Source organism: Aeromonas sp. QDB62 (genome assembly GCF_027705695.1).
In the GTDB taxonomy this organism is placed as follows: domain Bacteria; phylum Pseudomonadota; class Gammaproteobacteria; order Enterobacterales; family Aeromonadaceae; genus Aeromonas; species Aeromonas allosaccharophila.
Window position 1 is genome coordinate 64,534 of record NZ_JAPDCD010000004.1, and the last position, 15,786, is coordinate 80,319.

At 57.9% G+C, this 15,786-nt stretch carries 13 protein-coding genes; 11 read left to right on the forward strand and 2 right to left on the reverse strand.

The genetic code is table 11. The features are described from left to right. Positions 1–170: 170 nt before the first annotated feature. Both glnD and map read right to left on the reverse strand, forming a co-directional pair. Positions 171–2,807, reverse strand: a complete 2,637-nt coding sequence (gene glnD, locus OKC27_RS03290) for a bifunctional uridylyltransferase/uridylyl-removing protein GlnD (RefSeq protein WP_182939064.1) — start codon at positions 2,805–2,807, stop codon at positions 171–173. A gap of 86 nt (positions 2,808–2,893) precedes the next feature. Then, positions 2,894–3,682 (reverse strand): type I methionyl aminopeptidase, encoded by a 789-nt coding sequence (gene map, locus OKC27_RS03295; protein ID WP_103251469.1) that lies wholly within the window; start codon positions 3,680–3,682, stop codon positions 2,894–2,896. A gap of 371 nt (positions 3,683–4,053) precedes the next feature. On the opposite strand from map, the gene rpsB reads away from it, so the two are divergent. The 11 genes from rpsB (at position 4,054) to lpxD (ending at position 15,763) form a co-directional block, all read left to right on the forward strand. Beyond that, positions 4,054–4,782 carry a 30S ribosomal protein S2 gene (rpsB, locus tag OKC27_RS03300; RefSeq protein WP_005303470.1) on the forward strand — a complete coding sequence of 243 codons (729 nt, stop codon included), beginning with the start codon at positions 4,054–4,056 and terminating at the stop codon, positions 4,780–4,782. A gap of 104 nt (positions 4,783–4,886) precedes the next feature. Further along, the gene (gene tsf / locus OKC27_RS03305; RefSeq protein ID WP_005338578.1) at positions 4,887–5,768 is read left to right on the forward strand and encodes a translation elongation factor Ts; all 882 of its coding nucleotides are present in this window, start codon (positions 4,887–4,889) and stop codon (positions 5,766–5,768) included. Positions 5,769–5,839: 71 nt separating this feature from the next. Then, complete coding sequence (gene pyrH / locus OKC27_RS03310) at positions 5,840–6,574, forward strand: UMP kinase (protein WP_005338577.1); 735 nt, start codon at positions 5,840–5,842, stop codon at positions 6,572–6,574. 101 nt (positions 6,575–6,675) lie between these two features. Continuing rightward, positions 6,676–7,233 (forward strand): ribosome recycling factor, encoded by a 558-nt coding sequence (gene frr, locus OKC27_RS03315; RefSeq protein WP_005338576.1) that lies wholly within the window; start codon positions 6,676–6,678, stop codon positions 7,231–7,233. A gap of 72 nt (positions 7,234–7,305) precedes the next feature. Then, on the forward strand, positions 7,306–8,082 hold the full coding sequence (gene uppS, locus OKC27_RS03320; protein ID WP_042058437.1) for a polyprenyl diphosphate synthase: 777 nt from the start codon (positions 7,306–7,308) through the stop codon (positions 8,080–8,082). 27 nt (positions 8,083–8,109) lie between these two features. Beyond that, complete coding sequence (locus OKC27_RS03325) at positions 8,110–8,967, forward strand: phosphatidate cytidylyltransferase (protein WP_033137949.1); 858 nt, start codon at positions 8,110–8,112, stop codon at positions 8,965–8,967. Further along, complete coding sequence (gene ispC, locus OKC27_RS03330; RefSeq protein WP_182939065.1) at positions 8,967–10,163, forward strand: 1-deoxy-D-xylulose-5-phosphate reductoisomerase; 1,197 nt, start codon at positions 8,967–8,969, stop codon at positions 10,161–10,163. Before OKC27_RS03325 ends, ispC begins: the two co-directional genes overlap by 1 nt. Continuing rightward, the gene (gene rseP, locus OKC27_RS03335) at positions 10,163–11,515 is read left to right on the forward strand and encodes a sigma E protease regulator RseP (RefSeq protein WP_182939066.1); all 1,353 of its coding nucleotides are present in this window, start codon (positions 10,163–10,165) and stop codon (positions 11,513–11,515) included. The genes ispC and rseP overlap by 1 nt, the downstream gene beginning before the upstream one ends. A 34-nt stretch (positions 11,516–11,549) precedes the next feature. Continuing rightward, positions 11,550–14,078, forward strand: coding sequence for an outer membrane protein assembly factor BamA (bamA, locus tag OKC27_RS03340; protein ID WP_182939067.1), 2,529 nt, complete (start codon positions 11,550–11,552; stop codon positions 14,076–14,078). A 149-nt stretch (positions 14,079–14,227) separates the two neighbouring features. Beyond that, positions 14,228–14,740 (forward strand): OmpH family outer membrane protein, encoded by a 513-nt coding sequence (locus tag OKC27_RS03345; RefSeq protein ID WP_005338563.1) that lies wholly within the window; start codon positions 14,228–14,230, stop codon positions 14,738–14,740. A 3-nt stretch (positions 14,741–14,743) separates the two neighbouring features. Beyond that, positions 14,744–15,763 (forward strand): UDP-3-O-(3-hydroxymyristoyl)glucosamine N-acyltransferase, encoded by a 1,020-nt coding sequence (gene lpxD, locus OKC27_RS03350; RefSeq protein ID WP_197970786.1) that lies wholly within the window; start codon positions 14,744–14,746, stop codon positions 15,761–15,763. Positions 15,764–15,786 lie beyond the last annotated feature (23 nt).

The following is a 15,786-nucleotide window of genomic DNA, read 5'->3' on the forward strand; positions in this document are numbered from 1 at the left end:
GGTTTCCTTTAAAAAATTCTGTTTGTTGTATCACACTTTTCCGACTGTTTTTAAGGGGTTGACCGGAATTCTTCCGGCCAGCGGCCATTTCTTCATCCGGTGTGCGCCAACCAGTTGTTTGGTATGGCAAAAAACGCCCGACAACCAGCCTCTTTCGAATCACTCTTCGCTTAATCCAGTACCGACTGCTGGGGATTGAGCTGGTGTACCAGTCGCTCTTCCAGCTGTTTTTGCTGCTCGGCGGTCAATGGCTCGCCATCGAGGCTGGTCAGGCTGAAAAAGTCCTCGACCCTCTCACCGAAAGTGGCGATTTTGGCGGCGTGCAGCGACAGTCCACACTGCTGGAAAACGGCACCGATCCGCGCCAGCAGGCCGGGGGTATCGAGGGCAGTCAGCTCCATCAGGGTGTGACGGCTCTCCCCTTTATGAGGCAGGAAGACTACCCGGGTCGGTACGCTGAACTGGCGGTGGCGCCGCGACAGCGGCTTGTTGCGCAGCACCAGCTTGCCCGGCTCCTGCAGCGCCTTCTCCAGCGCCTTCTTGATGGTGGCGGTGCGGTTGGGGCTGATGGGTTCGCCGCTCGGCTCCAGCACCACGAAGGTATCGAGCACATAGTTGCTGCGCGAGTTCATGATCTGGGCGTCGTGGATGTTGAGGTTCTTCTGATCCAGCGCCGAGGCGACGGTGGCAAACAGATTCGGGGTATCGCGGCAGTAGATAAACACCTCGCTGCCACCGCGGGTCGGGTGTTTGCCGATGATCACCAGCGGAGCCGGATTGTCGCCATGTTCGATGATGTGGCGGCAGTGCCAGGCGATCTGCTCCGGGCTGTGACGCAGGAAGTAATCGGCCTTGAAGTCGCCCCAGAGCTGGTTGATTGCCTCTTCCGATACATCCCGTTGCGCCAGCAGTTGCTTGGCCTGACGCTGGTTTTCGCGAATGCGCAGCCGCATGTCGGGCGGGTTCTCCAGCCCCTGGCGCAGCGCCTTCTGGGTGGCGAAGTAGAGCTCCCGCAGTAGTGTGCCCTTCCAGTCGTTCCACAGGGTATCGTTGGTGGCGCAGATATCGGCCACGGTAAGGCAGTAGAGCAGGTCGAGATGCTGCTCGTCGCGCACCTTCTGGGCAAAATCGGTGACCACGTCGGGGTCATAGATATCGCGGCGCTGGGCGGTGACCGACATCAGCAGATGGTGGCGCACCAGCCAGGCGACCAGTCGGCTCTCGTAGCGATCGAGACCGTGCAGCTGGCAGAACTCCAGCGCATCGACGGCGCCGAGTTCCGAGTGATCGCCGCGCCGCCCCTTGGCGATATCGTGAAACAGGGCGGCGATGCTGAGCAGCTCCGGTTTGCGCAGCCGGGTGAATACCTCGTGGCAGAGCGGGTGGCTCTGGCGACTGGCCGGATTGGGGAACTGATGAATGTTCTTGAGCAGCCGATGGGTGTGCTCATCTACCGTGTAGGCGTGGAACATGTCGAACTGCATCTGGCCGACGATCAGGTTCCATTGCGGCAGATAGGCCGCCAGAATGCCGTACTTGTGCATCAGGGTAAGCGGCAGGCCGATGCCGTTGGGGTGGCGCAGCAGCGCCATAAAGAGGCGACGGCAGTCAGGCAAGTCCTGCAACCAGCAGTTGAGTTTGCGGCGCGCCTCGCGCAGTTGGCGCAAGGTGGCCGAGTGGATGCCCGCAATCTCGGGATGCTGGGCCATCTGATAGAAGAGGCGCAGGATGGCGGACGGTTCACGGCTGAACAGCTCCGCATCCACCGCATCGATGAGGCGGCCACGGAGCTGGAACTCGTCGGAGAGGCGGCGCACATCCATTGCGGTGTTGCCGAGGATCGCCTCGTCAAACAGCTGCAGCAGCATCTCGTTGAGCTCCGAGACCCGCCGCACCGTCTGGTAGAAGCGCTTCATCATCTGCTCGACCGGAGTGTTGCCTTCCCCCTCGAACCCCAGCATCTGGGCCACGGTGCGCTGGCGATCGAACAGCAGGCGGTTATCTCCCTTGTTGATGGCCATATGCAGGGCAAAGCGCACCTTCCAGAGAAAATTCTGGCAGTCGAGCAGCTCACGATACTCGGCGCGGTTGAGAAAGCCGTGGCTGGTCATCTCGAACAAGGTGGTGGCGCCAAAGTGGCGGCGGGCGACCCAGGCGAGGGTTTGAATATCCCGCAGGCCACCCGGATTGCTCTTGAGATCGGGCTCCAGCTTGTAAGCGGTACCGAGAAACTGCTGATGACGCTCCGCCTGCTCCTGGCGCTTGGCGCGAAAGAAGGCTTCGCTCGGCCAGAAGTGCTGGGGGCCGGTGGCCTCTTTCAGTTGCCGGAAGCCTTCCTGGCGACCGGTGATGTAGCGGGCCTCAATGAGGTTGGTGGCGACCGTAATATCGGCGCGCCCCTGCTCGAGGCACTCCGCCACGTTGCGCACCGCCTGACCCACCTCCAGCTTGAGATCCCACAGCAAGGTGATGAACTCGCCGATCCGCAGCCCCAGCACCTCGTCCAGCTCGTCGCCGTCATAGAGGATCAGCAGGTCGATATCGGAGTGGGGGTGCAGCTCGCCGCGACCATACCCCCCCACCGCGATAAGCGTCAGGTCGCTCTTGTCGAAGCCGAACTTCTGCCACAGCCGGCAGAGCAGCTGATCCATGTACTCGGAGCGGGTGGCGACCAGCTCGATGATGTTGTCACCGGCATCGAAACGGGCGTGCAGCCAGCCGAGAAAGCGGCTCAGGTACTCTTTGCAGTTGTCGCGAGTGAGCTGGTCATCGGGTAACAAATGGGGGGAAAGCAGGCTGGCGTCCATGGCATCTCACACGCAAGTGGCAGGCAAACGGTTGAAACAGAAGTAAAAACCCCGGCGCTTTGGAAGTTCAGGGCCGGGGTTCGATGTTAGCTGTGTTTGATGAAGCGGTCGATAGTGTCATCGGGGCGCAGGGTGAGCACCTCGCAGCCATCCTCGGTCACCAGCAGGGTGTGTTCCCACTGGGCGGAGTCGCCGCCATCCTTGGTGGTCACGGTCCAGCCATCCTTCGGATTGACCTTGCAGTGATACTTCTTGCTGTTGACCATGGGCTCGATGGTGAAGCACATGCCCGCTTTCAGCTCCAGCTTGCCGCTGTTGCGGTAGTGGAGGATCTGCGGCTCTTCGTGGAACTCGGCACCGATGCCGTGACCGCAGTAGTCACGTACCACGGAGAAACCGGCCTTCTCGACGATGGGCTGGATGACGGCCCCAATCTCGGTGATGCAGGCCCCCGGACGCACCTTCTTGATGGCGGCGTAGAGGCTCTCTTGCGCAACCTTGCAGAGCTGGCGGCGCAGCGGGGTGGTTTCCCCCACGATGAACATGGCCGAGGTATCGCCGTGGTAGCCATCCTTGATGACGGTGATATCCAGGTTGATGATGTCGCCATCGCGCAGCTTCTTGTGATTCGGGATACCGTGGCAGATCACATCGTTCACCGAGGTGCAGATGGATTTGGGGAAGCCATGGTAGTTGAGCGGAGCTGGAACCGCCTGTTGTATGTCGACAATATAGTCGTGGCAGAGGGTGTTCAGTTCGTCAGTGGTGACGCCAGCTTTGACATGGGGCGCAATCATGACCAGCACATCGGCGGCCAATTGGCCGGCAACGCGCATCTTTTCAATCTCTTCCGGTGTCTTGATTTTAATGGACATGGGATCTCTCTTGCGGCCTGCCACTGGGCCTGCGAGGGCAGACAGGACAGGTAATGAAAAATAGATGCGTTTGCAATCAGGGCAAAATTTTATCCGCAACCCCTGCGTACTTCCAGTGTGATTGTCATCACAACGTCAAATCAGCGTCGCAGCATCCTCTGGCGGGATCCATATTTACACCTGTTTAGGGTGTCGGCCGGTGGTGTCCTGAACAAAGTTATGGTATAAAGCGCGCCGGAATGGGGAACTTGCGTCCCGATTTCATCACCCTTACTTAAACAACACACACACATCGACACATATGCCGGGGTGCCTTAACGGGTCGGTTATATGGGATGTGTGGAGGCCTAACCCCAATACAGAGGTATAAAATGGCTAAAGTTTCTATGCGCGACATGCTGCAAGCCGGCGTTCACTTCGGTCACCAGACTCGTTACTGGAACCCGAAAATGAAATCCTACATCTTCGGTGCCCGCAGCAAAGTTCACATCATCAACCTGGAAAAAACCGTTCCGATGTTTGACGATGCCATGAACTTCATCAGCTCCGTAGCTGCCAAGAAAGGCAAGGTACTGTTCGTTGGTACCAAGCGTGCCGCGTCTGAAGCCGTAAAAGAAGCCGCTGAGCGTTGCGACCAGTTCTATGTAAACCACCGCTGGCTGGGCGGTATGCTGACCAACTGGAAAACCGTTCGTCAGTCTATCAAGCGCCTGAAAGATCTGGAAACCCAGAGCCAGGACGGTACCTTCGACAAGCTGACCAAGAAAGAGGCGCTGATGCGTACTCGCGAAATGGAAAAGCTGGAGAAGAGCCTGGGTGGTATCAAGAACATGGGCGGCCTGCCTGACGTTCTGTTCGTTGTCGATGCCGACCACGAGCATATCGCTATCAAAGAAGCCAATAACCTGGGTATCCCGGTAGTTTCCATCGTTGATACCAACTCCAACCCGGACGGCGTTGACTATGTCATCCCGGGTAACGACGACGCTATCCGTGCCGTACAGCTGTACCTGAATGCTGCTGCTGACACCGTACTGGAAGCTCGCGCTCAGGACATCGTTGTTCAAGCCGAACAAGATGGCTTCGTTGAAGCTGAGTAATTGATAAGGACTGTAAAGCCCTTATTAACCAAGCTGATGTAATTGGTTAGCAGGGGCCCTTGTGGCCCCTGTTTCTTGTCAATTCAAGACCGAGGATACTGGACATGGCTAACGTTACTGCCGCCCTGGTAAAAGAACTGCGCGAGCGCACTGCCGCTGGCATGATGGATTGCAAAAAAGCACTGGAAGAAGCTGCTGGTGATATCGAGCTGGCAATTGAGAACATGCGCAAATCCGGTCAGGCCAAAGCCGCCAAGAAAGCTGGCCGTATCGCCGCTGAAGGCGTTATCTTTGCTCGCACCGAAGGCAACGTTGCCGTCATGATCGAGCTGAACAGCGAAACCGACTTCGTCGCCAAAGATGCCAGCTTCATGGCAATGGGCCAGAAGATCGCTGACATCGCTGCGACCCAGAAAATTGCTGACGTTGACGCGCTGAAAGCCGCTGACTTCGGTAACGGCGAATCCGTCGAGCTGACCATCACCAACCTGATCGCCAAGATCGGTGAGAACATGAACCTGCGTCGCGTGATGCTGGTTGAAGGTGACAACCTGGGTACCTACGTTCACGGTTCCCGCATTGGTGTTATCACCAAGCTGACCGGTGGTTCTGCCGAGCTGGCCAAAGATCTGGCCATGCACGTTGCTGCCAACAGCCCGCAATTCGTCAAGCCTGAAGACGTGTCTGCCGAAGTCGTTGCCAAAGAGCGCGAAATCCAGATCGACATCGCCATCAACTCCGGCAAGCCGAAAGAGATCGCCGAGAAGATGGTTGAAGGCCGCATGAAGAAGTTCACCGGTGAGGTTTCCCTGACTGGTCAACCGTTCGTGAAAGATCCTTCCATGACCGTTGCCGAACTGCTGAAGAAAGAAGGCGCTGACGTTGTCTCCTTCACCCGTTTCGAAGTGGGCGAAGGCATCGAGAAGCAAGAGACCGATTTCGCTGCTGAAGTTGCAGCCCAAATCGCGGCCGCTCAAAAGGCCTAATCGAACCGGTTTTTCCGTTTCCCCAGACCGCGACTTATGTCGCGGTCTTTATATGACCAGGAATCAGTGACATGAGTACCAATCCCAAACCTGCATACAGACGTGTTCTTCTGAAGTTGAGTGGTGAAGCCCTGCAAGGATCCGAGGGTTTCGGCATTGATCCGGCGGTGCTGGAGCGGATGGCCCAAGAGATCAAAGAACTGGTTGAGTTGGGTGTTCAGGTCGGTCTGGTCATCGGTGGCGGCAACCTGTTCCGTGGTGCCGGTCTTGCCAAAGCGGGCATGAACCGCGTGGTGGGCGACCACATGGGTATGCTGGCAACCGTGATGAACGGTCTGGCCATGCGTGATGCCCTGCATCGTGCTTATGTGAATGCCCGTCTGATGTCTGCCATCTCCCTGCAAGGCGTCTGCGACTCCTACAGCTGGGCCGAGGCAATCAGCCAGCTGCGTGCTGGCAAAGTCGTTATCTTCTCTGCCGGTACCGGCAACCCCTTCTTCACTACCGATTCTGCGGCTTGTCTGCGCGGGATCGAGATCGAAGCTGACGTGGTGCTCAAAGCCACCAAGGTTGATGGTGTATACAACGAAGATCCGGTCAAGAATCCGGATGCCGTGCTGTATCATGAACTGAGTTATGATGAAGTTCTTGAAAAAGAGCTCAAGGTGATGGATCTTGCTGCCTTTACCCTGGCACGTGACCATGATCTGCCGATACGCGTGTTCAACATGAACAAACCGGGTGCCCTGCGCCGGGTTGTCATGGGTGAACCGGAAGGCACTCTGATCCACCACGTTGGTAAATAAGATAAAAGTGAGCCACCTGGCGCTCTTATCCTATCCATCACGTCAGTAAATAAGATAGACACGGGCCGTGTAGCGGCTCGTTCGCCAAAAGGAAAACCACTGTGATCAACGAGATTAAAAACGACGCCAAGGACCGTATGGGCAAGAGCGTAGAAGCGCTCAAGACTCAAATGTCCAAGATCCGTACCGGCCGCGCTCACCCGAGCCTGCTCGACGGCATCCAGGTTGAGTATTACGGTGCTGCCACTCCGCTGAAACAGTTGGCCAACGTCGTGGCAGAAGATGCTCGCACCCTCTCCATCTCCATTTTTGACCGCTCCATGATCCAGGCGGTAGAGAAGGCGATCCTGACCTCCGATCTGGGCCTGAACCCGTCCAGCAATGGCCAGACCTTGCGTGTGCCGCTGCCGCCGCTGACCGAAGAGCGTCGTCGTGACCTGACCAAGATCGTCCGTGCCGAAGCTGAAAATGCCCGTGTTGCCGTGCGCAACATCCGTCGTGACGCCAACGCTGACCTGAAAGCGTTGCTGAAGGACAAAGAGATCTCCGAAGACGACGACCGTCGCGCCCAGGAAGAGATCCAGAAACTGACCGACTCCTACATCAAGCTGGTCGATGAGGCCCTTGCCGTAAAGGAGAAGGAGCTAATGGAAATCTAACCGTCTGAAAGGTATATTACGAGCGCCGTGTAGTGCCCCTGCACGGCGCTTTTGTCTTTGTGGGAGAATTACATGTCGCTTTTGGCTGCGTTGGGTGATTGTGCCAACTCGTCTTTACCCCGTCACGTCGCCATCATCATGGATGGTAACGGTCGCTGGGCCCAGAACCGAGGCAAGATGCGGGTTTATGGCCACAAGGCGGGCGTCAAGTCAGTGCGCGAGGCCGTTACCTTTGCTGCGCGTGCCAAGATCGAGGCATTGACCCTGTTTGCATTCTCCAGCGAGAACTGGCGCCGCCCGGAAGGGGAGGTCAGTGCCTTGATGGAACTGTTCATCACAGTGCTGGGTCGTGAGGTGCAGAAACTGCACAGCAACGGGATCCGGCTCAAGGTGATTGGCGATACTGCTCGCTTTAGTGAGCGTTTGCAGGCCAAAATTGCCAAGGCGGAAGCCTTGACCGCCAATAACAAGGGGTTGACCCTAAACATTGCGGCCAACTATGGCGGCCAGTGGGATATCGCCCAGGCGGCCCGCAAGCTGGCCAAAGCGGTCGCGGCCGGTGAACTGGCCGCTGACGACATTGATGAGTCCATGCTGACCCGCGAGGTTTGCATGGCCGATCTGCCACCCGTGGACCTGTTGATCCGTACCGGTGGCGATCATCGCATCAGCAACTTTGTGTTATGGCAGCTCGCCTATGCCGAGCTCTATTTTACCCCGGTATTGTGGCCCGATTTCAACGAGGCCGAGTTCAGTGAGGCTGTCGCCTCTTTCGTTGCCCGCGAGCGTCGCTTCGGTTGCACCGGTGAACAGATACGGGAATTGATCGCCGAGCAGCAGACCGGCTAAACCCCGCTCCCAAGAGAGAGGTTTCTTTTGCTAAAACAACGAATTATTACTGCTTTGATGTTGATCCCCCTGGTGTTGGGGGCGCTCTTCTTTCTGCCATTGAAATTTTTTGCCCTGTTGGCTGCGCTGGTGTTTTTGTTGGCCAGTCGCGAATGGAGTGGGTTTGTCTGTGCTGCCCCGCAGCAATGGTTGCCCATCGTATTTTGTCTGTTGCTCGGTGCCAGCCTCTTTTGGCTGCCGGTGGAGCAACTCTGGACGCCTCACCTGCACCCCCTGGTGATGGGCGTGCTCTGGACCGCGGTCAGCTGGTGGCTGCTGGGTCTGCTGCTGGTACTGCGCTATCCCCAGAGCGCCAAGCTGTGGAAAGAGTCCATCTGGCTCAAGTCGCTGTTTGGTCTGGTGACCCTGGTTCCCTTCTTCTGGTCGCTGGTCGCCATCCGTGGCTACAACTTTTACCATGACCCCATGATGGGCGCTTGGATCCTGTTGTTCGTGATGGGACTGGTCTGGGCGGCAGATTCTGGCGCGTATTTTTTCGGCAAGGCGTTCGGTAAACACAAGCTGGCGCCCGCCGTCAGTCCGGGCAAAACCATCGAAGGGATGTGTGGCGGCCTCTTTACCGCCAGCCTGCTGGCCATCGGTGTCACCTGGTCGATGGGATTTGTGCCTGCCAAGATGATCACCGTGCTGTTCTGCTCCCTGCTGGCGGTGCTTGCCTCTGTGCTCGGTGATCTGACCGAAAGCATGTTCAAGCGCGAAGCGGGCATCAAGGACTCCGGCACTCTGCTGCCGGGTCATGGCGGCATTCTCGACCGGATCGACAGCCTGACCGCCGCCCTGCCGGTGTTTCTGCTCAGTTATCTGCTACTCAGTCAGGAGTTTTGATGCACAAGTCACTGGTTATTCTGGGGGCCTCCGGCTCCATTGGTCAGAGTACCTTGAAAGTGCTGCGCCATAACCCGGGCAGTTGGCAAGTGTTGGCGTTGACCGCTGCCCGCAACGTGGATGCCATGTTGCGGGACTGCCTTGAATTCTCCCCCCGTTTTGCCGTGATGGTCGATGAGGAGGCCGCCCGTGAGCTGGCCGCCCGTCTGAAGGCGCACGGCAGTGCGACCCGGGTCATGTCTGGTGCTGCAGCCCTCTGCGAGGTGGCCGCTCACCCCGATGCCCATAGCGTGATGGCCGCCATCGTCGGCGCGGCCGGTCTGGCCCCGACCATGGCCGCGGTACGTGCTGGCAAGCGCATTTTGCTGGCCAACAAGGAGGCGCTGGTGATGTCCGGTGCTTTCTTCATGGATGCCGTGCGCGAGCATGGTGCCGAGCTGCTGCCCATCGACAGCGAACACAATGCCATCTTCCAGTGTCTGCCGACTGCCGTGCAGCGCCAGCCCGGTTTTTGCGATCTGGCGGCGGCGGGGATTAGCAAGATTTTGCTGACCGGTTCCGGCGGCCCGTTCCGTTACACCGAGATCAGCGAGCTGGCCAGGGTGACCCCGGCGCAGGCCATCGCTCATCCCAACTGGTCGATGGGGGCCAAGATTTCGGTCGACTCCGCCACCATGATCAACAAGGGGCTGGAGTACATCGAGGCGCGCTGGCTGTTCAATGCGGCGCCCGAGCAGATCCAGGTGGTGATCCACCCGCAGTCGGTGATCCACTCCATGGTGCAGTACAAGGATGGCTCCGTGCTGGCCCAGCTTGGCAATCCGGATATGTGTACCCCCATCGCCCATGCGCTGGCTTATCCCAATCGCATCCCCTCCAGTGTGGAACCTTTGGATTTCTTCAGTGTCGGAGAGTTCAGCTTTATCCGGCCTGATTACGATCGCTACCCCTGTCTGGCGCTGGCCATCAATGCCTGCCAGAAGGGACAAGCGGCGACCACTGCGCTCAATGCGGCCAACGAGGAGGCAGTTGCCGCTTTCCTGGCCGGGCGCATCGGCTTTATGGATATTGCCCGGATCAACGAGGCGGTAATGCTGGCGCTGGAGAGCAGCGCCGTCGGCTCCCTCGATGATCTGTTTGCCCTGGACGGTGCGGCAAGAGCCCGTGCTCACACTTTGATTGAGGAGCTTGGCTGATGGGCGGTGTGTTGTGGAATATCGGGGCCTTTGTTGTTGCACTGGGCCTGCTGGTCGCGGTGCACGAGTTTGGCCACTTCTGGGTGGCCCGTCGTTGTGGCGTCAAGGTTGAGCGCTTCTCCATCGGTTTTGGCAAGGCGATCTGGCGCCGGATGGGTAAGGATGGCACCGAATATGTGCTGGCGCTGATCCCCCTCGGTGGCTACGTCAAGATGCTCGATGGCCGGGTCGATGAACTCAAGCCCGGTGACGAGCAGTATGCCTTCAACCACAAGAGTGTCTGGGCGCGGATGGCGATTGTTGCCGCAGGTCCTATGGCCAACTTCGTCTTTGCCCTGTTTGCCCTCTGGCTGATGTTTATCATCGGGGTGCCGAGCGTCAAGCCGGTGATCGGTGAAGTGCGTCCGGCATCCATCGTGGCCGAGGCGGGTGTGCTGCCGGGGATGGAGATTGTCGGGGTCGGCGATGAGCAGACCGGTGACTGGGAGAGCGTCACTTACGCCCTTATCAGCCATCTGGGTGACGATGCTGTGACTCTCAAGGTGCAGGCCCCCAATACCAGCTACGCCACCGACAAAACCTTGTCGCTGACTGGCTGGACCTTCGATCCGGATAAAGAGTCGCCCATCGGCAGCTTGGGGATCGTCCCCCTGAGTGGCAAAGTGCTGCCAGTTGTGGCTGCCGTGGTGGCCAAGAGTGCCAGTGAAAAGGCGGGGCTGCAGGTTGGTGACCGCATCAAGCAGGTCGGAGATCAGCCAATTACCGCCTGGACCCAGTTTGTCGAACTGGTGCAGCAGGCACCGGGCGAACCCCTGCAAGTGGTGGTCGAGCGCAACAACAGTGATCTCAACGTGACCCTGACCCCTGATAGCCGCAAAGTGCAGGGCAAGCTGGTTGGATTTGTCGGCCTCTCGCCGCAACTGGTTCCATTACCGGATGAATATCGAATTCTGTTACAGTATGGGCCTTTGCAGGCGCTGTGGCAGGGGGCCGACAAAACCTGGAGCCTGATCACGCTCACCTTTGACATGATTGGCAAGCTGGTAGCTGGCATAGTGTCGCTGGATAACCTCAGTGGCCCCATCTCCATTGCCAAGGGCGCCGGCAGCAGTGCCGACTATGGTCTGGTCTATTTCTTGAGTTTTCTGGCGCTGATCAGCGTCAACCTGGGGATTATCAATCTGTTCCCCCTGCCGGTGCTCGATGGTGGCCATCTGGTCTATTTCCTGATCGAAGCGGTCACCGGCAAGCCGGTATCAGAGAAAATACAGGAAGTGGGTTTCAGGATCGGCGCCGCCATTCTGATGTTATTGATGGGCATTGCGCTGTTTAACGATTTCGCTCGCCTCTGAGGCCAGAGCATCAACAAGGACACATAAGAACAAAATGGCTGTTAAAAAAGCATTGGTGTTGAGTTGCCTGCTGGGTGCCAGTTTCCTGGCCCAGGCGGCCCCTGCCTCTTTTGTGGTGCAAGATATCCAGGTCGAAGGTCTGCAACGGGTGACCCTGGGTGCCGCACTGTTGAACCTGCCGATCCGGGTCGGTGATACCGTCGACTCCGTGGCTCTGGCCAGCGCCATCAAAAAGCTCTATGCCTCGGGTAACTTCGAGGATGTGAAGGTTTACCGTGACGGCCAGGTGCTGCAGGTGATGGTCAAGGAGCGCCCGACCATCTCCAGCATCGAGTTTGCCGGCAACAAGGATATCAAAGAGGAGCAACTGACCCAGAGTCTGGAGTCCTCCGGTATCCGTGTCGGCGACCCGCTGGATCGCACCGTGCTCACCTCCCTCGAGAAGGGACTGGAAGATTTCTACTATGGCGTGGGTAAATACTCCGCCAAGGTCAAGGCCATCGTCACCCCGTTGCCGCGTAACCGGGTCGACCTCAAGTTCACCTTCGTGGAAGGGGAAGCGGCCAAGATCCAGCAGATCAACATCGTCGGCAACAGCGTCTTCCCGGAAGACAAACTGATTGCCCAGCTCTCCCTGCGCGACGAAGTGCCCTGGTGGAACTTCACCGCCGATCAGCGCTATCAGAAGCAGAAGCTGGCCGGTGATATCGAGACCCTGCGCTCCTACTACATGGATCGCGGCTATATCCGCTTCCAGCAGGAGTCTACCCAGGTCTCCATGACCCCCGACAAGAAGGGCGTCTATGTCACTCTCAACATCAAGGAAGGGGATCAGTACAAGGTCTCCGGTGTCCAGCTCAAAGGCGATCTGATCGATCGCGGTGGCGAGATGAAGGGTTTGATCCCGATCGCTGCCGGCAGCACCTACTCCGCCAGTCAGGTGACCCATACCGAAGAGGTGCTCTCCAAGTTCCTCGGCCGTTACGGCTACGCCTATCCGAAAGTGGTCACCTTCCCGCAAGTCAATGACAAGACCAAGGAAGTGGAGCTGATCGTCAACGTTGAGCCGGGCCCCCGTGTCTATGTGCGCAACATCAATTTCAGCGGTAATGCCACCACCGAAGATCAGGTTCTGCGTCGCGAGATGCGTCAGATGGAGGGCACCTGGCTCTCCTCCGACAACATCGAGCAGTCCAAGAGCCGTCTCAACCGTCTTGGCTACTTCGAGAGCGTGGAAGTGGATACCAAGCGAGTGCCGGGCAACGATGATCTGGTTGACCTCGACTTCAAGGTCAAGGAACAGCCAGCAGGCTCCATCAACGCCGGTATCGGTTACGGCACCGAGTCAGGCCTGAGCCTGCAGGCGGGGGTCTCCCAGGACAACTTTATGGGTACTGGCAAAAAGGTCTCCATCAATGCCAGCACCAACGACTACTCCAAGAACGTTGACCTGAGCTACAACGACCCCTACTTCACCGTGGATGGTGTCAGCCTGGGTGGTCGGGTCTACTACAACCAGTTCCGCGCCGATGATGCCGATATCGTCGATTACGAGAACGAAACCATCGGTTTCCGTCTCTCCAGCGGCTTCCCGGTCAACGAGTTCAACCGTCTCGACTTCAGTACCGGTGTCGAGAGCACCAAGCTGAGTCGTCCGACTTTTAGCCCAACTAAGTACAACGAGTGTGTTGGTCCTGATGGTGTAGATGAGAACGACTACTGCTGGGATCAGTGGAACGATAACCGCCAGTCGGTGCAGATGGATCAGTTCTGGAATGCCTATTCACAGGATGGCGACAACCTCGACTTCGTGACCGTCGATGTGACCGCTGGCTGGACCCGCTCCACCCTGAACAAGGGGATGTTCCCGACCGCCGGTGATCGTCAGCGTGTCAACGCTAAGGTGACCGTACCTGGCATGGAGCTGCAGTACTACAAGCTCTCCGCCGAAGATGCCCACTACTTCCCGCTCGATGCGGACCACAACTGGGTGATGATCGGCAAGGGGCGCGTCTCCTACGGTAACGGCTATGGCGACGACTCAATGCTGCCGTTCTTCGAGAACTACTATGCCGGTGGTTTCGATACGGTTCGTGGTTTCAAGAGCAACACCATTGGTCCCAAGGCGATCTACAAGACCTACACCAAACCGGGCTCAGGGACTTGTACCGGCAATCAACCTTGCGAGACTGGCAGTTACGAGGGTTCTGATACCTCGGTGGGCGGCAACGCCCTGGCTGTTGCGTCACTGGAGCTGGTGTTCCCGACCCCGTTCGTTTCCGAGACCTATCGTCCGCAGATCCGTTCCACCATCTTTATGGATGCTGGTACCGTCTGGAGCACTGACTTTGCCAACGGGGCATATCCTTGCACTGATGGCGCAGACTGCAACTATATGAGTCAGGACTACTCCAACCCGGGCAATATACGGGTTTCTGCTGGAGTCTCCCTGCAGTGGCTCTCGCCGATGGGCCCGCTGGTGTTCGCCTTGGCCAAACCAATCAAGCAATACGAAGGGGATCGCACCGAGTTCTTCTCTTTCAACATCGGTCGTACTTTCTAAGCAGAGTATCGCCCCCACCCATGCGGTGGGGGTCTTCAATGATGGGACGCGCGGTATGCGTGCCTCACCAGGTAACAAGACGGTCCTAACACCGCTTGCATAATCGGGTAAATCAGGTAGCCCTCGCCATGAGGGAACAAGGAGTAAGTGTGAATAAAGCGTTGAAAGTAGCTGGTTTGAGCTTTGCACTGATGGCTGCCGGCATGGGTTCTGCCTTCGCTGAGACCAAGATCGCCGTGGTGGATATGGGCGAAGTCTTCCAAAAGCTGCCCCAGCGTGAAGCCGTTGCAGCCAAGCTGAAAGGCGAATTCGAGCCGCGCATGCGTGAGCTGCAGAAGCTGGAACAGGAAGGCCAGAAGCTGGTCGAGAAGTTCCGCAAGGATGAAGCCTTCATGAGCGCCGAGCAGAAGAAGCAGAACCAGGAGAAACTGGCCAAGCTGCAGATGGAGTTCAACCAGAAGCGTCAGGCGTTTGAACAGGACAACGGTCGCCGTCAGTCCGAAGAGCGCAACAAGATCCTGACCAAGGTACAGGCTGCCATCGATTCCATCGCCAAGAGCAATGGTTACGATCTGGTGCTGGAGCGTAATGCCGCCCCGTATGCCGCCAGCAAGCTGGATATCTCCGGTCAGGTTATTTCTCAGGTAAGCAAGAGCAACTAATTGATGGCATTCACTCTCGCACAGCTGGCCCAGCAACTGGGGGCCCAGGTCCATGGCGACGGAACCCTGGAAATCCGCAAGGTAGCGACACTGGAAAAGGCCGGGGAGGGGGATATCACCTTCCTGTCCAACAAAAAGTACCGGCACTATCTGGAGCAGAGCAAGGCGACTGCCGTGCTCATTACAGAAGCGGATCTGCCATTTTGTCCCACCAATGCCCTGGTGCTCAAAGACCCCTATGTGGGCTTTGCCCGGGTAGCCCAACTGCTGGACACTACCCCGCAGCCGGCCACGGATATCCATCCGAGCGCCGTCATCGCGGCTGACGTGCAACTGGGCGAGAGAGTGGCCATCGGCGCCAATGCAGTGATCGAATCCGGCGTCGTGCTGGGTGATGATGTACGCATTGGCCCGGGTTGTTTCGTTGGCAAGAATACCCGGCTGGGAGCTCGCTCCCGGCTGTGGGCCAACGTCACCCTCTATCACAATGTGACCATGGGTACCGACTGTCTGGTTCAATCCGGCACAGTGATCGGGGCCGATGGTTTCGGTTATGCCAACGAGCGTGGCGAGTGGATCAAGATCCCCCAGCTCGGCGGCGTGACCATTGGCAACCGGGTCGAGATCGGTGCCTGTACTACCATTGACCGCGGTGCGCTGGAAGATACCCGCATCGCTGACAACGTCATCATCGACAACCAGTGCCAGATCGCCCACAACGTGGAGATAGGTTACGGCACCGCCGTGGCGGGCTCCACCGTCATGGCTGGTAGTCTCAAGGTCGGCAAATATTGTATCATTGGCGGCGCTTCCGTCTTTAACGGGCATATGGAGATTTGCGATCAGGCCACCGTCACCGGTATGGCCATGGTGATGCGACCCATTACCGAGCCCGGTGTCTACTCTTCCGGCATCCCTCTGCAAACCAATAAAGAGTGGCGCAAGACCGCCGCCCGGGTGATGCGTATCGACGAGATGCACAAGCGGTTAAGCAAGCTTGAGAAGAAGCTGGATCAAGAATAATCACGATTGGTATAGGGTACTGT